This is a genomic window from Halomonas sp. BL6, from assembly GCF_006228115.1.
Taxonomy (GTDB): Bacteria; Pseudomonadota; Gammaproteobacteria; order Pseudomonadales; family Halomonadaceae; genus Vreelandella; species Vreelandella piezotolerans.
The window spans coordinates 34,780-54,285 of sequence record NZ_VDGL01000004.1 but is presented as its reverse complement, the minus strand read 5'-3'; the positions used below and the strand labels follow the sequence as shown (position 1 = coordinate 54,285).

The following is a 19,506-nucleotide window of genomic DNA, read 5'->3' as shown; positions in this document are numbered from 1 at the left end:
AGGCCTCGTTGAGATCAGCTGGCATCGCCATAACCATTACCCTGCTTTCTAATCGAGAATAGACAGCAGGATATGGCGGCAATGGTGAAATATTCAAGACACGCGACTATTTGCCCCGCTTGGCTTTGAGCAACGCAGCACCGAGCGCCCCCATGGCGGCAGGGGCCTCATTTTGCTGTCCCGCTGGACGCTTGCCACCTTGGCGCTGGCTTCGGGCAGGCTTGCGCGGCGCTGGCGAGGCCGGACTGCCCGACGCCTCGGGCTGTTCCGGTTCATCATCCAAGCGCATGGATAGCCCCACCCGTTTACGCGGAATGTCCACGCTCATCACTTTCACCGTGACGATATCCCCCGCCTTGACGATGCTGCGCGGATCATCGATGAAGCGGTCGGACAGCGCCGAAATATGCACCAAGCCATCTTGGTGAACGCCAATATCCACGAATGCCCCAAAGTGGGTCACGTTAGTGACGGTGCCTTCCAACACCATGCCCAGCTTCAAATCGTTGAGGGTTTCGACGCCCTCACGGAATTCAGCGGCCTTGAACTCCGGGCGCGGGTCGCGACCGGGCTTATCCAGCTCTTTGAGAATATCGCTTACGGTAGGCACACCAAAGCGCTCATCGGCGAAGTCGGCGGGCTTGAGCGCTTTCAGGGTGGCGCTGTCGCCAATCAGCCCTTTCACGTCGCGGCTGTTCTGCTTGGCAATTCGCTCCACCAGCGTATAGGCCTCGGGGTGTACCGCACTGGCGTCCAGCGGGTTCTCGGCGTTGCTGATACGCAAGAAGCCTGCGCACTGCTCGAAGGTTTTCGGGCCAAGGCGGCTCACTTCAAGTAGCTCTTTACGGCTCTTGAACGCCCCCTGAATGTTACGCTGCGCTACGATGTTGTCGGCGATCGCCGCGCTGAGGCCTGCCACACGCGATAACAGCGCGCTGGAGGCGGTATTGAGATCCACGCCCACGGCGTTCACGCAGTCTTCGATGACCGCTTCCAGGCTGCGCGAGAGCTGCACTTGAGAAACGTCGTGCTGATATTGGCCGACGCCGATGGATTTCGGTTCGATCTTCACCAGCTCGGCCAAGGGGTCTTGCAAGCGGCGGGCAATCGAGACAGCGCCGCGAATGGTCACGTCGAGATCCGGCAGTTCGCGCGCCGCGTACTCGGATGCCGAATACACCGATGCGCCCGCCTCGGATACCATTACCTTGCTCAGCCGATGGGCTGGGGCCAGCGCTTTTACCAGCTCGCCCGCGAGCTTGTCGGTTTCCCGGCTGGCGGTGCCGTTACCCACGGCAATCAATTCCACGCCATGCTGCTTGACCAACTTGGCGAGCACGCTGAGCGACTCGTCCCAGCGGTTTTGCGGCGCATGGGGATAAATGGTGGCTTGATCGACGAACTGGCCGGTGGCATCGACCACCGCTACTTTACAGCCGGTACGTAGGCCGGGGTCGAGCGCCAGGGTCACTTTCTGTCCGGCCGGTGCGGCGAGCAGCAGATCCTTCAAATTGGCGGCAAACACGTCGATGGCGGTCTGTTCGGCCTGCTCGCGCAGGCGGCCCAGCAGCTCGGTTTCCAGCGCGGTGTATAGCTTCACACGCCAGGTCCAGCGCACCACTTCATTCAACCACTTATCCGCTGCACGCCCCTCATCGCTAATGCCCACCTGCTTGGCAATCGCTACCTGGGCGGGATGGATGGGCGCGTCGTCTTCGCCCGGCAAGCGGATCGCCAGGCTCAAGATGCCTTCGTTGCGGCCGCGGAACATGGCCAGCGCCCGGTGCGAAGGCACTTTCGCCAGCTTTTCATCGTGCTCGAAGTAGTCGGAGAACTTCGCGCCCTCCTGCTGTTTGCCCTCCAGCATGCGCGCACTGAGCTCGCCCTCTTGCCATAGCCGCTCGCGCAGTTGACCAATGAGCTCCGGGTCTTCGGCAAAGCGCTCCATCAGAATCTGCTTGGCGCCATCCAGCGCCGCTTTGGCATCGTCGATGGCGGGGATATCTCCCTCGGCTTCACGCAGGTAGTGGGCGGCTTCGCTTTCGGGCTCGAGCGCTGGATTTGCCAGCAGCGCGTCGGCCAGGGGCTCCAACCCCGCCTCACGGGCAATTTGCGCTTTGGTGCGGCGCTTTTTCTTGAAGGGAAGGTATAAATCTTCCAAACGCTGCTTGGTATCGGCGGCTTGAATGGTCGCTTTGAGGGTTGCATCCAGTTTGCCCTGCTCATCGATGGCGGCTAATACCGCCTCGCGACGCTCTTCCAGCTCGCGCAGGTAACGCAGGCGTTCGTCCAACTGGCGAAGCTGCGTATCGTCCAGCGCGCCAGTGACTTCTTTACGGTAACGGGCAATGAAAGGCACGGTAGCGCCCCCATCCAGAAGCTCTACCGTGGCGGCGACCTGTTCCGGCCGGACGCTTAGCTCTTCGGCCAAGCGCGCAGTAATGCGTTGTTTGACATCCATAACGTGCAACTAACTCATGCAGCATTCGAGGTGCCGACAAGGTACCACAAACCATCTGAGGTGGCATGGCTTGGGTCGCACGGCTGAGTCACACGCTGCGTGTCGCCGACACCGTCTACCGCTAGGCAGGTACGAAGCGCAGTGCCACGCCGTTGTTGCACCAGCGCAGGCCGGTTGGCTCGGGGCCATCTTCGAACACGTGCCCCTGGTGACCGCCGCAGCGGGCGCAGTGGTACTCGGTGCGCGGCCAGACCAACTTGAAATCCAGTTTGGTCAGCAAGTGACCTTCGACATGGTCGAAGAAACTCGGCCAACCGGTACCCGAGTCGTACTTCATGGCGCTGGTGAAGAGCAGCAAATCGCAGCCTGCACACCGGTACTCGCCCTCACCGTACTCTTCATCCAGGGGGCTCGAAAACGCCGCTTCGGTGCCCTCTTCGCGCAATACATAAAAGGCGTCGTCCGAGAGGCGCTCCCGCCACTGCTCTTCGCTCAACTCCAGCGTATCCAAATCCGGGGCGGCTTCGAGATCGAGACGGGGAAAACCGAACGAGACTCCCGGCAATACACCGGCCAAACCGGTCAACCCTGCCAGGCCTAAAAAGTGGCGACGTTTCATTGGTAAGACTCCCATCGACAGTCGTCGAATAGCAAACAAAACCAGCGGGTAAGAAAAGGGGGCATGTCTTGGCCCACTCCCTTTTGACGACTTAGTGGTGCTTGCGTTCGAATCCTTACAGCGCGAGGCCCCTCACTTACCTGCGGGTGGCGCAGCTGCGGCTCAACGACGCCAGCCTCGGTCGTCCCAGAAGGGACGGTTGGCCTCGCGATGTGCCACTTCCCGGCTCAGCCCAATGTCCTTGAGCATGTCATCGCTCAAGCGCTCTAGCGCATGACGCTCCCGCCCCAGCTGCCACCAACGCGCCAACCTGACCCGCCAAGGCGTTTGGTACGCGCTCGACACGGTGGATGATCGCGATGTTTTGGCCTGCTCAGACACCTGCCGGTCACTCTGCTGCTCGCAAGAAAGTGTGCGCTCCATGGGGACTCTCCTTTGGTGTGTTGTAAGAAGTATCAAAGAGCGCCTACAATCAATCCAACGAATACTCTTTATGTTAAACATCAACAAGATTGATGCCATGATGATGACACCTACGATCGATCACGAGCTACTGCGTACGTTTGTCGCGATTGTCGACCAGGGTGGTTTTACGAGCGCCGCCCAGGTGGTCAATCGCACGCAGTCGGCAGTGAGCATGCAGATGAAGCGCCTGGAAGAGGATGTCATTCAGCGCCCCCTCTTCGTGCGCCAACACCGACAGCTGCTGCTGACCAGCGAGGGGCATACGCTGCTGAGCTATGCGCGCAAGATTCTGTCGCTGCAGGGTGAAGCGCTGACGCTGCTGCGCCAACCAGACATGGTGGGTCGCGTGCGTCTTGGGGTGCCGGACGACTATGTGATGCGCTTTCTGCCCGGCATTTTGAAGACGTTCTCGCAGGCTTGGCCGCTGGTGGATGTGGATGTCCACTGCGCTCCCTCGTCGATGCTCTCCCAGCAGCCACTGGGAAGCCTGGATCTCATCATCATGACCCGGGAGATAGGCGATGAGGTTGGTACCGTTCTCAGGCGTGAAGCGACCGTATGGGTATCGGCCGAGAGTCACAGCACGCATTTACAGACGCCGGTGCCCCTTGCACTGTTCGAGGCCCCCTGTTTTTGTCGCCGCCATGCCTGTCATGCACTCGATCGCGCCGACCGCGCGTACCGGATTGCTTACAGCAGCCCCAGCCTGGCAACGCTGCAAGCCGTGGTGGGGGCAGGGTTGGCCGTGTCAGCTTGGATGCGCAGCTTGGTGACCTCCGACATGCAGATACTAGGGGAGCCAGAGGGGTTTCCCGAACTGCCCGAATCCTCCATCGTGCTGCTGCGCACCGCCTCTAAGCCCTCGCCCATCATCGATAGTTTGGCTGAGCATATCGTCGAAGGATTCCGCTTGTAGAGCGCCCCTGGGGCTCGCCCGACCTACATCGTGTTACAGGCAAAACGCAAAAAGGGAGGGTGCTAGGCACTCCTCCCTTGGTGCAGCAGAGCCGAACGAATTAGGTCAACTGCGGGCCTGCTTGAATGATCGCGTCGTTGACGCCTTCGAATTTCTTGAAGTTATCGACGAACTTTGTGGCCAGCTCCTGCAGGTGGCGGTCGTAGGCGTCGCGGTCTGCCCAGGTGTCACGCGGATCGAGCAGGCTGGAGTCGACGCCCGGCACGGCGACCGGTACGTCCAGGTTCAGGCCGTCGATGTGTTTGGTCTCTACGTCGCGCAGAATGCCCGACTGAATGGCGCTGATGATCGCGCGGGTGGTCGGAATGGAGAAGCGCGAGCCGCCTTCACCGTAGGCACCGCCGGTCCAGCCGGTGTTGACCAAGTAGACCTGAGCGTCTTTTTTCTCGACGCGCTTGATCAGCAGGTCCGCGTACTCACGGGCCGGACGCGGGAAGAACGGTGCACCGAAGCAGGTGGAGAACGTTGCCGCCAGACCTTCGGACGAACCCATTTCGGTAGAGCCGACCTTAGCGGTGTAGCCCGACAGGAAGTGGTAAGCCGCCGCTTCTTTGGACAATATGGAGACGGGTGGCAGCACGCCCGACATGTCGCAGGTCAGGAAGACGATGGCATTCGGCTCGCCCGCCAGGTTTTCCGCCACGCGCTTCTCGACGTGCTCCAGCGGGTAAGCCGCACGGGAGTTCTGGGTCAGGCTGTCGTCGGCGTAATCCGGCTCGCGACGGTCGTCGAGGACGACGTTTTCCAGCACGGTGCCGAACTTGATCGCGTTCCAGATGACCGGCTCGTTCTTCTCGGACAGGTCGATGCACTTGGCGTAGCAGCCGCCTTCCATGTTGAAGACGATACCGTCGCCCCAGGCGTGCTCGTCGTCACCGATCAAGAAGCGCGCCTGGTCGGCAGACAGGGTGGTTTTGCCGGTACCCGAGAGGCCGAAGAACAGGCAGGTCTCGCCATCTTCACCGACGTTGGCCGAGCAGTGCATCGGCAGCACGTCGGACGCTGGCAGCAGGAAGTTTTGGACGGAGAACATGGCTTTCTTCATTTCGCCTGCATAGCGCATACCCGCAATCAATACTTTGCGCTCGGCGAAATTGATGATGACACAACCATCGGAATTCGTGCCGTCACGGTTCGGGTCGCACTCGAAACCGGCGGCGTTAAGGATCGTCCATTCGTCTTTCGCAGCTTGGTTGTAGGCCTGAGGGCGCACGAACATGGTACGGCCAAATAGGTTCTGCCAAGCGGTTTCCGTCGTGACGCGTACTGGCAGGTAATGCGTGGCATCGCTGCCAACGTGAAGCTCGGCGACGAAGTGATCACGACTCTCCAGGTGCTCTTCGACCCGTGCCCACAAGGCGGAAAACTTGTCGGCGTCGAAGGGACGGTTGACGCTGCCCCAGTCGATGCTATCGCGGGTGGTCGGCTCATCGACAATATAACGATCTTTCGGTGAACGCCCAGTGCGTAGTCCTGTATTGACTACCAGGGCACCATTGGCGGACAGGCGGCCTTCACCACGGGCCACGGCGCGCTCGATCAGTTCGGCGCTGCTGAGATTAACGTGGGCTTGGGGGGCGGCTTGAGTCGTGGTCATGTCGATTCCTGGGTCTCTAATTTACCGGGCGGGCGTCGCCGACGCCTTGAGAAATCATCCTAGCCGCTGGCAGGGTGGTCACAGCTGACTAGGTGCGCTGAAGTCCGGCGCATTATGGCAAAAAGAAAACCCCCGGGAAACGGGGGCTTCGAGCAAATATCTTGTAGTTAAACTACTACAATACCACTACATTTTGTGTTGCAGCGCAGTAACTTTTCAAACAACCGTTTGCCCGCCTGGCGCTAGACGGGACCACCTGGGAGGTCTAGACGATAGGCCAAATAGCATGCCCAGCCAGCGCCGACTACACAATTAGTGAATCACCGGCGGCGGCGCACCTGGGTCTTCCAATAAAATTTCAATATCGGCGGCGGTGTAGTGATATTTCGTGTGACAAAAATGGCATTGAGTGTCGATGGCGCCTTGCTCGTGCAGTATATCGCGCAGTTCGTCCTTTCCTAATGTATAGAGCGCGTGGCTCATGCGCTCCCGCGAGCAGGTGCAGCCAAAGCGGAGCGTTTTGGGATCGAAGACCCGTACGGTTTCTTCATGGTAAAGACGGTAGAGCACGTCACGCTGCTCCAGACCCAGCAGCTCCTCTGACTTGATGGTGTCGGCCAGGTACACGCTGCGCTCCCAGGCGTCGACGTCTTGATTTTGCGACGCATCCGGCAGGCGCTGAAGCAGCAGGCCGCCTGCCCGCTCACCATCGGCTGCGAGCCAAAGCCGGGTCGGCAACTGCTCGGATTGGCCAAAGTAGGCTTCCAGGCAGCCACCCAACGTGTCGTGGTCCAGCGCGACGATCCCTTGATAGCGATGGCCCTCTCGCGGGTCTAGGGTAATCACGATTTGCCCCTCCCCGACCAGCTCGCGGAAGCTGGCGTGCTCGCTGGGCAGCGCGGCGTCTTCGGCAATGCGCGCGATCGCTCGCAGCTCGCCACCTGGGTTGGATTCCGCCATGAGCAGAGCGAGCGCCCCTTGGCCACGCACTTCGATACTGAGCGTGCCATCGAGCTTGACGGTATCGGTCAGTAGCGCCACCGCCGCCAGGAGCTCACCCAGCAGTTGGTTCACTGCCGGTGGGTAGGCGTGTCGGTCGAGCACCTCCTGATAGGCGGTACCGAGCGTGACGATTTCGCCACGCACGTTGGTTTGGTCGAACAGAAAACGTTGGATTTGATCGGACATAACGAGACCATGAAAGAGAGAGTCAAAAGAGAGCGCTGGGAGTCAGCCGCGGCTTACTCCCCTTGTTGACGCTGAAAACGCTGGATATCGCGCCGCTGCTTTTTGTCAGGACGCTTGAGGGGGTGCTGCATGACTTCATTGGTCAGCCGCCGCGCCTCGGCTTCTTTGGCACGTCGCGTCGCGCTCTCTTGGGTTTCTGCATAGAGTTTGCGCGCCTCGGGGGCACCCCGACGCTGATCCGAGAGCGCCGTTACCTCCACTTCGAAAATATCCCAGCCCTGCGGAACGCGGATCAGCGCGCCCAGTTCGACGTTCTTGCTGGTTTTGACGCGGGCGCCATCGTAGTGAACTTTTCCGCCTTCAATGGCTTTTTTGGCTAAGGCGCGGGTTTTGAAAAACCGCGCTGCCCATAGCCACTTATCCAAGCGAACGCTATCACTCATTCACGCTCTCCTCAGGTGGGTGGATGCTGCCCTGGCAGATCGGCTGGCAGCAGTTGGGCGAATCGATCAAGAGCGATGAATTCCTGCAGCTCTTTTTCGGGGCGCTGACTATCGGGCTGCTTGATACCCAACAGATGCTTGATACCGAACTCGCGAGCGCTCTCTAAAACGCGGGGGTTATCATCGATGAAGAGCGTACGAGCAGGATCGAACGGCTCCCGTTCTTGCAGAGCCAACCAAAACGCCTGCTCCTCTTTGGCTGCCCCCACGTCTTCCGATGAGATGATGGCGTCCAGGTAGTTTTCCAACCCCGTGAGGGGGAGTTTCAACGCTAAGCTTGCGCGGTCGGCGTTGGTCGCCAATACGACCCGGGGGTGCGACTGCTTTAGCCACGTCAAAAAATCGTGTGCATCGCTGCGCAGACCAATCAAGTGTTGCACTTCGCGCTTGAGCGCGACGATGTCGACATCGAGCTCGCGGCTCCAGTACGCCAGGCTATACCAGTTCAGCGTCCCCTGCTCCCCCATGATGCGGGTTTTCAACGCGTCTTGACTGGCTTGGTCTAACTGGTGCAGCTCGACGTAGCGACGTGGCAGATGCTCGAGCCAAAAGTGGCTGTCGAAGTGGAGGTCCAGCAGCGTGCCATCCATATCGAGCAGGACGGTATCGATCTCTCGCCAATCAATCATTGCCGCTCCAGTCTGAAAGAGTAAGCGTGCTATTGTAGCGTAACCCGTTTTTTGCAGCCACGGAGGCAGGATGTCACGCGACGATACAGCACACGGCGATACGCCAAACGGCTACCCACGCAAGCCGCAAATCCTGGGGCGCCAGCGTGTTGCGCAAAGCCGCTTGTTCCAAATCGAAGCGCTGGACTTACGCTTCTCCAACGGAGAGGAGCGACAGTTCGAGCGGTTGACCGGCGCTGATCGAGGCGCGGTCATGATCATTGCCATGCCCGACCCAGAGCATGTGTTACTCATTCGGGAGTATGCCGCAGGGTTCGAGGACTACGTGCTCACGCTACCCAAAGGCTTGGTCGACCCCGGTGAAGACATCGTGACCGCCGCGAATCGCGAGCTAATGGAAGAGTGCGGTTTCGGTGCACATCGCATCGAACCGCTGGTCGAGCTGTCGTTGGCACCTAACTACATGCGCCACCGTATGCAGGTTCTCATGGCGACGGACCTCTACCCCAAGCGCTTACCGGGCGACGAGCCCGAGCCGCTGATCGTCGAGACCCATGCCATCGAAGAGTTACCCGCGCTACTGATGCGCGAAGACTTCCATGAAGCGCGCGCCATTGCAGCGCTCTATATTGCGCGGGATAAGTTGCGCGAAGAGAAGCGCCGTAGTGAGATGGATTTGCTCTAACCGCCTGGTTCAACGGCCAGAACGCGCCGGGCGTTCTGGCTGTTGAGCATTACAGATGATGCTTGAGCGGAATCCAGCGACGCTGGCGGTGGCTGTCTAGGCCCGCTTCCAGAAGCGCCATGCTGCGAAGGGCGTCATCGATATCCACTGGAAGCGGCGCTTTATCACGAATCGCCGCGCTCACCCCTTGGTAATAGGCGAGATAATCACCTGGCAGCGAAGGATGATCGTGGCGCACCAGTGGCGCCTCCTCGCCTTCTCCCTCGCGCAGCGTGAGTATGCCAGGGCCATCTGCGCCCCAAGCGGCTGACGGCGTCTCCCCGGCTTTCAGACGATCTTCCTGCGGGTCTAGGCCGTATTTGATGTAGCTCCCCTTCGTGCCATGCACGCGGTAGCGCGGCGTCGGCTCGGCCACCAGCGTACCGGCACTCAAGCTGACACGTCGATCGTCATACTCCAGCAAAGCGAGAAAGTCGTCGTCGGCCCTGGCACCGTCGCGGCGTGCGCCTAGCTCGAGCAAAATGGCACTGGGCATGCCAAACAGTTCGCAGGCTTGATCGAGGAGGTGCGGTCCTAGGTCGTACCAAATACCGCCGCCAGGGGTGGCTTTTTCACGCCAGCGATCACGCACTTCGGGGCGAAAGCGATCGAAGCGCGACTCGAATCCCGTTATTCGCCCCAGCGTCCCTTCTTCCAAAAGCGCTTTGAGCGTCAGGAAATCGCTGTCCCAACGGCGGTTATGAAACACCGATATCAACCGCTCTTTGTCCATTCCCAGGGCTTTTAACTGCTTGGCCTCGGAGAGCGTGACGGTGAAGGGCTTATCGACCACCACGTGCTTTCCAGCAGAGAGCGCCGCTTTGGCCAACGGGAAGTGAGTGTCGTTTGGCGTGGGGATGACGATCAGGTCGATATCCGGTCGCTTACATAGCGCCAGCGCTTGGCTTTCTACCTCTACATTGGGCAGGTCTGCCTGCACTTTGGCAACATTGCTCGATGAGACGGCCACTAGGTCCATCCCTTCGGTTGCTTGGATGAGCGGGGCGTGGAACGTCTTGCTCGCAAAACCATAGCCAACGAGGCCAACGTTGATGATCGCCTTCATTACAATCCTTAGTCGATGTGACGGTTCAGGCTGGCAAAAAAAACAGCCCGCACGAGACGGGCTGTGGTGTCACTTAATCTAGCTTGGACAGATCGCGCACCGCGCCTTTGTCCGCAGAGGTAGCGAGCAGCGCATACGCTTTGAGCGCAGGTGTGACCTTACGCGGGCGCTGCTCGACGGGCTTCCAGGCATCTTTACCTTTGGCGTCCATTGCCTCGCGGCGCTTGGCCAGCTCGGCATCGCTCAGTTGCACGTTGATCGCGCGGTTGGGAATGTCGATCAAGATGGTGTCGCCCTGCTCGACCAAGCCTATGGCGCCGCCCGCCGCTGCTTCTGGGGAAACGTGGCCAATCGACAGCCCCGAGGTGCCGCCAGAGAAGCGGCCATCGGTTAGCAGCGCGCAGGCTTTGCCTAGGCCTTTCGATTTCAAGTAAGAGGTTGGATAAAGCATCTCCTGCATGCCCGGCCCCCCTTTGGGACCTTCGTAGCGGATAACCACCACGTCGCCCTCTTTCACCTTGCCATCCAAGACGTTGGCCACCGCTTGGTCTTGCGACTCCACCACGTGGGCTTTGCCCTCGAAGACCAGAATGGAGTCGTCGACGCCGGCGGTCTTCACGACGCAGCCATCCAGCGCGATGTTGCCGTAGAGAACGGCCAAGCCGCCCTCGCGAGAGAACGCATGCGCCAGGTCGCGAATACAGCCGGTGGCACGGTCGCCGTCCAGACTCGGCCAGCGGGCGCTTTGCGAAAACGCGGTTTGCGTGGGAACGCCGCCGGGGCCTGCTTTAAAGAACTCCACCACCTCTGGGCTTGGCGAGCGCATGATGTCCCACTCATCCAGCGCCGCTTTCAGGCTGTCGCCATAGACGGTCGGCACCGAGGTATCCAATACGCCCGCGCGGTCCAGTTCACCCAGGATGGCCATGATCCCCCCGGCACGGTGAACGTCTTCGATGTGGTACTTTTGGGTATTGGGGGCCACCTTGCATAGCTGCGGCACTTCCCGGGAAAGACGGTCGATATCCGCCATGGTGAAGTCGATTTCCGCTTCTTGGGCGGCGGCCAACAGGTGGAGGATGGTGTTGGTCGAGCCGCCCATGGCGATGTCCAGCGTCATGGCGTTCTTGAAAGCGGCTTTGCTACCAATCGCGCGGGGTAGCAGGTGCGCCTCTTCACCTTCGTAATAGCGTTTGGCCAACTCGACGATGCGATGCCCCGCGGTCTCGAACAAACGACGACGGTCAGCGTGGGTCGCCAGCACGGTACCGTTACCCGGCAGCGCTAGCCCTAGCGCTTCGGTCAGACAGTTCATGGAGTTGGCGGTGAACATACCCGAGCAGCTGCCGCAGGTAGGGCACGCACTGCGCTCGACTTCGGCGAGGGTTTCGTCGTCGACACTGTCGTCGGCCGCCATGACCATGGCATCGACGAGGTCGAGGCCGTGATCCAGCAGCTTGGTCTTACCGGCTTCCATTGGGCCGCCGGAGACAAAGATGACCGGAATATTGAGACGCATCGCGGCCATCAACATGCCTGGGGTGATCTTGTCGCAGTTGGAAATACACACCAGCGCATCGGCACAGTGGGCGTTACACATGTACTCGACGCTATCGGCGATGATGTCGCGGCTCGGCAGCGAGTAGAGCATGCCATCGTGGCCCATGGCGATCCCGTCATCCACGGCGATCGTGTTGAACTCTTTGGCCACGCCTCCCGCTTTTTCGATCTCGCGCGCCACCAGCTGCCCCATGTCTTTTAGGTGCACATGTCCTGGGACGAACTGGGTAAACGAGTTAGCAACGGCAATGATCGGTTTATGAAAGTCGTCGTCTTTCATACCGGTGGCACGCCAAAGGGCACGAGCGCCAGCCATATTGCGGCCAGCGGTGGTGGTACGGGAGCGGTACTCAGGCATGGTGTCCTCTACATCTTTATCGTGGCCTGCCGCATACGTGGCGGCAGGCAATTGAATCCAGCGGCCTTAGATTGTGGCATGAGCGCACCGCCTAGACTAGATGTAGAGGGCAACCAAACGCGTGGGATGCTGATGCCTCCTTAAAAGGTCTCCCACTCCTCCTCGGCAGGGGCCGTTTCTCGACGCTTGGGCGCAGGTGTGGATAGCGCCTCTGCGCGCGCTTGTAACGCATGTTGCGACGGTAGGCCGGGAGCTGGATCGTTACGCTGAGACAGTCGCATCCGCGCTGTCTCGCTGCTCTCCTCCTCCGCGCCTTCTAACCGGAAGGCGGCAATGACGTTCGCTAGGTCTAGCGCTTCGTGGGTCAAGCGCTGGGCGGCGCTGGAAATCGACTGCACTTTGGTCGCGTTCTGCTGGGTGACATGATCCATTTCAGAGACCGCCGTGTTGATCTGAGCAATGCCGCTGCTCTGCTCGTCCGAGGCGGTACTGATCTCTTCCATGATGTCGCTTACCCGCATCACTTGGTTGACGACCTGCTCGATAGATCGCTCGGCCTCTTTGACGGCATCCGCGCCACCGGCAATCTCTTGAGAGGAGGTATCGATCAATCGGCGAATCTCGCCCGCCGCATCGGCACTGCGCCCGGCTAAATTGCGTACCTCGTTGGCGACTACGGCAAATCCTCGGCCCTGCTCACCTGCCCTAGCGGCTTCGACCGAGGCGTTCAAGGCCAGGATGTTGGTCTGGAAAGCAATACCATCGATGACCGTGATGATATCGTTCATTTTAGCGGCGCTTGCCGCGATGCGCTCCATCCGCTCCACCAACGCCTGCATGCGCTCACCCGTTTCGCGGCTGGTCGTCGCATTTTGCATGGCCAGTTGATTGGCTTGACGCGCGTTTTCGGTATTTTGCTGCACCGTTGCGGTCATTTGGTCCATGCTGGAGGCCGTTTGCTGCAGCGACGAAGCCTGCTGTTCGGTGCGTGAAGCCAACTCCTCGTTTTGCTGATGGATGTGCTCCGAGGCGGGCGTGACGATCTCCACTTTGTTGCCGACTTCGGTAATCAATCCTGAGAGGCTGGCACGCATGGTTTCCAGAGAAGCCAGCAGCTCGCCAAGCTCATCGTTTCGCTTGAGGGTGACCCGATTGGCCAAATTACCCGCTGCAATTTGAAACGTGACGCGGCGTGCTTCATTGAGCGACTTGATCAACGACCGTAGCACGGCCACGCTGAGCCCTACCATCAGCAAAATACCGAAGAGTAAGACGCCCAACTGCCCCCACAAGAGCCATTGCTGCTGACGCTCTGCATTGGCCATGAGTGTTTGAGCCGCGGCACGCTCGTTATCGACCAGCAAATTGATGGTGGCACTAATGCTATCGGAGGTCGGCTTCACGACATCGTTGAACGCCTCGAACGCCGCAAAGCCATTGCCATCGCGTATCGCGGTGAATGCCGTCTCAGCGCCGCTCAAGAACGACGTCAAATGCGCCGTCAGCCCCTGCTGAACGCCACTGGTTTCCATGCGCTGGGCGGTGAACCCCTGCCATGTTTGGTTGATATCACCTTGGAGTGTGTTCAACTGCTCTTCGAGCAGATCCAGATCGGCACGTCGCGGGTTACGCACGGCAGGCTCCAGCGCCTGCAAGAGCTGGGCGGTACCCTGCTCGATTTGCTGCAGATTGGCCACGCCTTCGAGCCCGGTTTGGTTCAGTGTGCGCAGCCGGTCAGCAGAGCTGGTGATGCCATACACGCCGGCGGCCCCCGCCACGGCCAGCAGCGCAATAGCGGCAATGACCATCCCCATCAGTTTGGCCTGCATACTGCTGAAGCTAAAACGCTGCACCCATCCGCGCACCCCGGTGCGCCGTAATGCACCATGATGGAGCTTAAACCCTCGGCTTCGGCCCTGTTGCATAATGCTATACGCCCTGGCGGCGCGGGCAATGGCTTTTTGTCCGGCTTTACGGCGAATCGCCGTATAGCCTGCCACTCGTTGACCATCGAGTAACGGTGCTACCGTGGTATGTACCCAATACGTGTCGCCATTTTTACAGCGATTTTTGACGACCCCTTGCCACGTTTTTCCCTTTTCGATGGTCGTCCACATATTGCTGAAAACCATCGCAGGCATGTCCGGATCACGAAAGACACTATGGGGTTCCCCCATTAGCTCTGTCTGCGCGTAGCCACTGACATCGACGAATGTCTGGTTCACGTAGGTGATCTTTCCCTGGCGGTCAGAGCGTGAAATCAACACTTGATCATCAGAGAGTTCGAATGCTGCTTGGCTGGATATGCTCATCAAGAACCCCTACTGTTTTTTTATGAAAGGCCTGTTTTGCCTGTGACCCAGCGACGTCCTTTTTACCAAGCCGTTATCGAGCGTCGATCCACTTTCCGACCTACGCCCATCCACAAAAACGCAGCAAAAAATATGCCACCCGGCGGGTGGCATATTCAAATGATCGACCATGCGAATCATCAATGGTGATTAAACGCAGCGCTTCCCATGAAGCGCCTTAAAACGTATCCCACTCCTCCTGTTCGTCTTGGGGCGGTGTGTACGAACGCGTTTGACGACGGGCGTGTTTCGACGGCGCGTCACTAGGCAGTCCTGGAACGTTCTGCTTGATGGCTCTTTGGGCACGTGCCAATTTTTCGCGTGCAGCACCGATACTCTCGGCTTGTGCGCCCTCCAGGCGGAAGGCGTCGACGACGTTGGCCAGCTCGAAGGCCTCCAGTGCCAAGTTGTCTGCCGAGGCTGCAATCGACTGCACTTTAGTGGCATTTTGCTGGGTGACGCTATCCATCTCGGCAATGGCGGCGTTGATTTGACCAATCCCGCTGCTCTGTTCGTTCGATGCCGTACTGATCGAGGCCATGAGCTCGCTGACGCGGCTGACCTGCGCCACGACGTTCTCGATGGCGCTCTCGGCTTGCTCGACAGCGCTACGCCCGCCGCTCACTTCTTGCGTCGTGCTATCGATCATTTTACGAATTTCCTGGGCGGCATCGGCACTACGACTGGCTAGGGTGCGTACCTCACTGGCGACCACGGCAAAGCCCCGGCCATGCTCGCCCGCACGGGCGGCCTCTACCGAGGCGTTGAGCGCCAGGATATTGGTTTGGAAAGCAATGCTGTCGATGACGCCGATCATTTCGGTCATTTTTTCAGCGCTTTTGGCAATGCGCTGCATGCGCTCGACGAGCTGCTCCATTTGTTGGCGAGTATCCCGCGTGCTGGCGGCATTTTGCTGGGCTAGCTCCGTGGCTTGACGCGCATTGTCGTTATTCTGCTGAACGGTGGAGGTCATCTCCTCCATACTCGAGGCGGTTTGCTGCAGCGACGACGCTTGCTGCTCCGTGCGCGAAGCAAGCTCCTCGTTTTCGGCAGCAATTTGTTGGATCGCAGGCGTGACTACCGACACGCGGTTTTCGACGTCGCCCACGATACTAGAGAGACTGAAGCGCATCGTATCCAACGAGTAGAGCAGTTCCCCCAGCTCATCGTTGCTCTGGCGACGCTCACGCGCCGCCAGGTTACCGGCCGCGATTTGAAACGTCATATAACGCGCCCCCGCCAAACTGCGAAAGACCGACTTCAGAATGAACACGCTGAGCGCCACCAGTATGCAAAGACCGATCAACAGCAGTACTAGCTGAGCAATGAACATCTGCTGACGGCCTTGTCGTGCGTCCTCCACCAGATCGGCGGCACCGGCACGCTCGTCGTCCACTAGCTGGCTGTTGAGCTCTCGGATATTGGCCGTTGCGGGCAGCACCACGCTATTGAGCGCCTCGAACGCTGCAAAACCGTTGGCTTGATCGATCGCTTCGATGGCGCCCGTCACGCCGCCGCGCCAAGCGGCGAACGCTTCATCGAACCCCTGGAGCACCGTTGACGACGCGCTGCTGGTTTGGCGATACGCCTCCCATAGTGTTTGGGCACTTTGAGTGTTGGCCGCCAATTGTGCCGATACCGTTTCCATATCGACACGACGCGGGTTTCTGACGGCGGGCTCTAGCTCCTCGACGGCCAGCCCAATATGGCGCTCGATGAGCTGCAAATCGGCGACGGACTCCAATCCAGAACGGTTGAGGGTTTCCAGTCGCTCACCAGACACGCTCAAGCCGTAAAGACCCAGCCCACCCGATAGCCCTAGCAACACGACGGCTGCCACGACCATCCCGATCAATTTGGCTTTGAGACTGGTGAATTGAAAGCGGGCGACAATGCCACCCAGCCCCCGGCGCTGCAATGCGCCTTGTTGTAGCGTGTAGCGGCGCGACTTGCCCTTTTCACGTATGTCGGCGTACACCTGCTCGGCCAAGGCAATGCGCTTTGGCGACGCTTTACGGCGCAGGGAGGTATAGCCCACGATGCGATCGCCGTCTCGCAAGGGGGCGACGGTAGCGTTGACCCAATAGTGATCGCCATTTTTGCGGCGGTTTTTCACCGTTCCCTGCCACGTTCCGCCCGCTTGAATGGTTTTCCAGAAATCGGCGTAGGCCGCTTCGGGCATATCGGGGTGACGGATCAGGTTGTGCGGTGCTCCCAGCAGTTCATCTCTCGAATAGCCGCTGACTTCTACGAAAGCAGCGTTGGCATAGGTGACGTTCCCTTTCAAATCCGAGCGTGAAATGAGTACCGTCTCTTCGTCGAGCACGTATTCACGTTGCGTAACGGGCTGGTTATTGCGCATAGAAGCTCCCCAGAGGTTTTATTTTTAATAATTGATTTTGAACTATTATCACGAATTTACCGGGCACCTAACCAGTGAATAGCTATAAAAAAGCGCCGCTCTCTTCAGAGCGGCGCAGGCGTGAACAGAAAGAGAGTCAGGCTCAATCGCTATTTGAAGACCACGTTGGCGACATCTCTATAGCGATTGGCAAAATGAACGGTCATGCCCTCTTTGAGATAGTCGGGCAACTCATCGTAATCACGACGGTTGGCCTCAGGGAGAATCACCTCGAAGATATCGCTTCGGCGCGCGGCGATGACCTTCTCACGAATGCCCCCTACCGGCAGCACTTGCCCCGTGAGCGTCAGCTCCCCGGTCATGGCCAGCGGCCGATCGATGGCCTGGTGTTTGGCCAATGATAGCAGCGCCGTCGTCATGGTCACGCCAGCAGAGGGGCCATCCTTTGGCGTGGCGCCTTCAGGCACGTGCAAGTGCACGAACGCCGAGTCGAAGAAGTCGGCATCCGCACCATACTCGGCCAAGTGACCCAGTGTGTAGCTATAAGCAATGTTGGCAGACTCTTTCATGACATCGCCCAATTTGCCTGTCAGCTTGAAGCCGCGATCCAGCGAGTGCACTTTGCCCGCTTCGATGGGGAGCGTCGCGCCGCCCATGGAGGTCCAGGCAAGCCCCGTCACCACGCCTTCGCCTTTGAGCACTTTCTCTTTGCGGAAAAGCGGGGCACCAAGAAACTCTTCGAGGTTCTTCACCGAAATTTTGACGGTCTCGATATCCTCTTTCAGCAGTTTCACCGCCGCTTTGCGCACGATACGGTGGAGCTGCTTTTCCAGTTGGCGAACGCCGGCCTCGCGGGCGTACCCTTCGATGACCTGCTTGAGAGCGGCATCGCTGAGGTTGATACGTTTCTTCGGCAGGTTGTCGCGTTTTAGCAGCTTCGGCCAAAGGTGGTGCTTGGCGATTTGCAGCTTCTCTTCGGCGATGTAGCCCGACAGACGAATTTGCTCCATACGGTCCAGGAGCGGGCCAGGAATGCTATCCAGGGTGTTGGCCGTGCATACGAAGAGCACCTTGGACAGATCCATGCGTACGTCGAGGTAGTGATCCAAAAAGTCGACGTTCTGCTCAGGGTCGAGCACTTCGAGCAGGGCCGACGCGGGGTCGCCTTGGAAGGACTGACCCAGCTTGTCTATCTCATCGAGCATGATGACCGGGTTCTCGACCTCGACCTCCTTGAAAGCCTGGACCAACTTGCCGGGCATCGCCCCTACGTAGGTGCGACGATGGCCTTTGATCTCGGCCTCATCGCGCATGCCGCCCACGGAGAAGCGGTAGAACTCGCGACCCAGCGCCTCGGCAATGGAGCGGCCAATGGAGGTTTTCCCCACCCCTGGCGGGCCAACCAGCAGCACGATGGAACCGCCCACATCACCTTTGAAGGTGCCTTCGGCCAGAAATTCGATGATGCGCTCTTTGACATCTTTCAAGCCGTCGTGGTCGCGGTCGAGGATTTGACGAGCATGGGCAAGATCCAGCTTGTCCTGGCTGGTGACACCCCAAGGCAACGAGGTCAGCCAGTCGAGGTAATTACGCGTGGTGCCGTATTCTGGGGAACCGGTTTCCAACACGCTGAGCTTGTTCAACTCCTCATCGATGCGCGCCTGCACCCGCTCGGGCACCACCAGGGCTTCCAAGCGGTTTCTGAACGTATCGACATCGTTCTCTCGATCGTCTTTAGAGATGCCCAGCTCACGCTGAATGACCTTGAGCTGCTCGCGGAGGAAAAACTCCCGCTGACGCTCCTGCATCTGCGCGTTGACCTGCTCGCTGATCTCGCTTTGCAGTTGAGCCACATCGATCTCTTTGCGCAGCAGCGGCAGCACTTTGTGCATTCGCTCCGCCACTGGCAGCGTGGCCAACACATCCTGAAGCTCGGGGCCTTTGGCCGACGTAATGGCTGCAGCGAAGTCGGTCAGCGGTCCTGGCTGGTGGGGGCTGAAACGGTTCAGGTAGTGTTTGAGTTCCTCACCGTAGAGCGGATTGATCGGCAGCAGTTCCTTGATGCCGTTGATGATCGCCATGGCGTAGGCACGGGTCTCTTCGTCTTCGGCATTGACCGGCTCTTTGGGGTAGGTGACTTCCACCAAGTACGGCGGTTCTTTGGAGAGCCATCGCTGAATTTTAAAGCGCTGGAGTCCTTGGGCAATGAACTGGATTTGCTGATCTTCGCTTTTGAGCTTGTGCACCTTGACGGCGGTACCAATCTCAGGAAAACCGTCGTGATCCAGGGAGTCGACGCCCTGCTCACCCACGAACGCGACACCAATGGTGTGGTGCGGGGTGTTGCCAACGCGACGCATGGTCTCTTCCCAGCGTTCGCGGTTGATGACCAGGGGCTGCACCTGGGCGGGGAAAAAGGGGCGGTTATGAATCGGAAGCAAGTAGATGCGCTCGGGCAACATATCGCTGGCGGGCACGAGCGAACTTACCCGCTCACCGTCCGAACGGTAGGCCTCGCCGTGGGCGCTCTGCTCTTGAGCGTCCTGTTCCTGTGACTCAGCATCGGTGAGCCAATCTAGGGGTTCTTGATCGCGGTCGTAATCCTGGTCGCTCATGCGCCCTCCATCAACAGTAGCCTGCGGCCGTT

General features: G+C 59.3%; 14 protein-coding genes. 2 read left to right on the top strand and 12 right to left on the bottom strand.

The features are described 5' to 3' along the window. Positions 1 to 106 precede the first annotated feature (106 nt). From FHJ80_RS09830 to FHJ80_RS09820, 3 genes are all read right to left on the bottom strand, one after another. Complete coding sequence (locus FHJ80_RS09830) at positions 107 to 2,461, bottom strand: Tex family protein (protein ID WP_139526994.1); 2,355 nt, start codon at positions 2,459 to 2,461, stop codon at positions 107 to 109. Positions 2,462 to 2,582: 121 nt separating this feature from the next. After that, positions 2,583 to 3,080 carry a peptide-methionine (R)-S-oxide reductase MsrB gene (msrB, locus tag FHJ80_RS09825; protein WP_139526993.1) on the bottom strand — a complete coding sequence of 166 codons (498 nt, stop codon included), beginning with the start codon at positions 3,078 to 3,080 and terminating at the stop codon, positions 2,583 to 2,585. A 162-nt stretch (positions 3,081 to 3,242) separates the two neighbouring features. Further along, complete coding sequence (locus FHJ80_RS09820; RefSeq protein ID WP_139526992.1) at positions 3,243 to 3,503, bottom strand: DUF1127 domain-containing protein; 261 nt, start codon at positions 3,501 to 3,503, stop codon at positions 3,243 to 3,245. Between the two features lie 97 nt (positions 3,504 to 3,600). On the opposite strand from FHJ80_RS09820, the gene FHJ80_RS09815 reads away from it, so the two are divergent. Next, on the top strand, positions 3,601 to 4,461 hold the full coding sequence (locus tag FHJ80_RS09815) for a LysR substrate-binding domain-containing protein (RefSeq protein WP_218013977.1): 861 nt from the start codon (positions 3,601 to 3,603) through the stop codon (positions 4,459 to 4,461). Positions 4,462 to 4,561: 100 nt separating this feature from the next. Here FHJ80_RS09815 and FHJ80_RS09810 read toward each other — a convergent pair whose 3' ends face one another. The 4 genes from FHJ80_RS09810 to yrfG form a co-directional block, all read right to left on the bottom strand. Beyond that, a complete protein-coding gene (locus FHJ80_RS09810; RefSeq protein ID WP_139526990.1) occupies positions 4,562 to 6,118 on the bottom strand; it encodes a phosphoenolpyruvate carboxykinase in 1,557 nt (518 codons plus the stop codon). Between the two features lie 312 nt (positions 6,119 to 6,430). Then, the gene (gene hslO, locus FHJ80_RS09805) at positions 6,431 to 7,306 is read right to left on the bottom strand and encodes an Hsp33 family molecular chaperone HslO (RefSeq protein ID WP_139526989.1); all 876 of its coding nucleotides are present in this window, start codon (positions 7,304 to 7,306) and stop codon (positions 6,431 to 6,433) included. Between the two features lie 53 nt (positions 7,307 to 7,359). Then, entirely contained in the window at positions 7,360 to 7,749 is a 390-nt protein-coding gene (hslR, locus tag FHJ80_RS09800; RefSeq protein ID WP_139526988.1) for a ribosome-associated heat shock protein Hsp15, read from the bottom strand. Between the two features lie 11 nt (positions 7,750 to 7,760). Beyond that, on the bottom strand, positions 7,761 to 8,438 hold the full coding sequence (gene yrfG, locus FHJ80_RS09795) for a GMP/IMP nucleotidase (RefSeq protein ID WP_139526987.1): 678 nt from the start codon (positions 8,436 to 8,438) through the stop codon (positions 7,761 to 7,763). Between the two features lie 70 nt (positions 8,439 to 8,508). On the opposite strand from yrfG, the gene nudE reads away from it, so the two are divergent. Further along, positions 8,509 to 9,123 carry an ADP compounds hydrolase NudE gene (gene nudE, locus FHJ80_RS09790; protein ID WP_139526986.1) on the top strand — a complete coding sequence of 205 codons (615 nt, stop codon included), beginning with the start codon at positions 8,509 to 8,511 and terminating at the stop codon, positions 9,121 to 9,123. A gap of 49 nt (positions 9,124 to 9,172) precedes the next feature. Here the strand turns inward: nudE and FHJ80_RS09785 are convergent, their stop codons facing one another. The 5 genes from FHJ80_RS09785 to lon all read right to left on the bottom strand — a co-directional run bounded on the left by FHJ80_RS09785 (position 9,173) and on the right by lon (position 19,474). Then, positions 9,173 to 10,228 carry an oxidoreductase gene (locus tag FHJ80_RS09785; RefSeq protein ID WP_139526985.1) on the bottom strand — a complete coding sequence of 352 codons (1,056 nt, stop codon included), beginning with the start codon at positions 10,226 to 10,228 and terminating at the stop codon, positions 9,173 to 9,175. Positions 10,229 to 10,301: 73 nt separating this feature from the next. Further along, on the bottom strand, positions 10,302 to 12,146 hold the full coding sequence (ilvD, locus tag FHJ80_RS09780; RefSeq protein WP_139526984.1) for a dihydroxy-acid dehydratase: 1,845 nt from the start codon (positions 12,144 to 12,146) through the stop codon (positions 10,302 to 10,304). 140 nt (positions 12,147 to 12,286) lie between these two features. Beyond that, positions 12,287 to 14,458, bottom strand: coding sequence for a PAS domain-containing methyl-accepting chemotaxis protein (locus FHJ80_RS09775; protein WP_139526983.1), 2,172 nt, complete (start codon positions 14,456 to 14,458; stop codon positions 12,287 to 12,289). A 217-nt stretch (positions 14,459 to 14,675) separates the two neighbouring features. Beyond that, complete coding sequence (locus FHJ80_RS09770) at positions 14,676 to 16,859, bottom strand: PAS domain-containing methyl-accepting chemotaxis protein (protein WP_139526982.1); 2,184 nt, start codon at positions 16,857 to 16,859, stop codon at positions 14,676 to 14,678. 149 nt (positions 16,860 to 17,008) lie between these two features. Beyond that, on the bottom strand, positions 17,009 to 19,474 hold the full coding sequence (lon, locus tag FHJ80_RS09765; protein WP_139526981.1) for an endopeptidase La: 2,466 nt from the start codon (positions 19,472 to 19,474) through the stop codon (positions 17,009 to 17,011). Between the last annotated feature and the right edge of the window lie 32 nt (positions 19,475 to 19,506).

Excerpts from the sequence above, each read along its gene's own strand:
- FHJ80_RS09830 (WP_139526994.1), bottom strand. The coding sequence starts at position 2,461 with ATGGATGTCAAACAACGCATTACTGCGCGCTTGGCCGAAGAGCTAAGC.
- FHJ80_RS09810 (WP_139526990.1), bottom strand. The coding sequence starts at position 6,118 with ATGACCACGACTCAAGCCGCCCCCCAAGCCCACGTTAATCTCAGCAGC.
- yrfG (WP_139526987.1), bottom strand. The coding sequence starts at position 8,438 with ATGATTGATTGGCGAGAGATCGATACCGTCCTGCTCGATATGGATGGC.
- FHJ80_RS09820 (WP_139526992.1), bottom strand. The coding sequence starts at position 3,503 with ATGGAGCGCACACTTTCTTGCGAGCAGCAGAGTGACCGGCAGGTGTCT.
- hslR (WP_139526988.1), bottom strand. The coding sequence starts at position 7,749 with ATGAGTGATAGCGTTCGCTTGGATAAGTGGCTATGGGCAGCGCGGTTT.
- ilvD (WP_139526984.1), bottom strand. The coding sequence starts at position 12,146 with ATGCCTGAGTACCGCTCCCGTACCACCACCGCTGGCCGCAATATGGCT.
- nudE (WP_139526986.1), top strand. The coding sequence starts at position 8,509 with ATGTCACGCGACGATACAGCACACGGCGATACGCCAAACGGCTACCCA.
- FHJ80_RS09815 (WP_218013977.1), top strand. The coding sequence starts at position 3,601 with ATGATGATGACACCTACGATCGATCACGAGCTACTGCGTACGTTTGTC.
- lon (WP_139526981.1), bottom strand. The coding sequence starts at position 19,474 with ATGAGCGACCAGGATTACGACCGCGATCAAGAACCCCTAGATTGGCTC.
- FHJ80_RS09770 (WP_139526982.1), bottom strand. The coding sequence starts at position 16,859 with ATGCGCAATAACCAGCCCGTTACGCAACGTGAATACGTGCTCGACGAA.
- FHJ80_RS09785 (WP_139526985.1), bottom strand. The coding sequence starts at position 10,228 with ATGAAGGCGATCATCAACGTTGGCCTCGTTGGCTATGGTTTTGCGAGC.
- FHJ80_RS09775 (WP_139526983.1), bottom strand. The coding sequence starts at position 14,458 with ATGAGCATATCCAGCCAAGCAGCATTCGAACTCTCTGATGATCAAGTG.
- hslO (WP_139526989.1), bottom strand. The coding sequence starts at position 7,306 with ATGTCCGATCAAATCCAACGTTTTCTGTTCGACCAAACCAACGTGCGT.
- msrB (WP_139526993.1), bottom strand. The coding sequence starts at position 3,080 with ATGAAACGTCGCCACTTTTTAGGCCTGGCAGGGTTGACCGGTTTGGCC.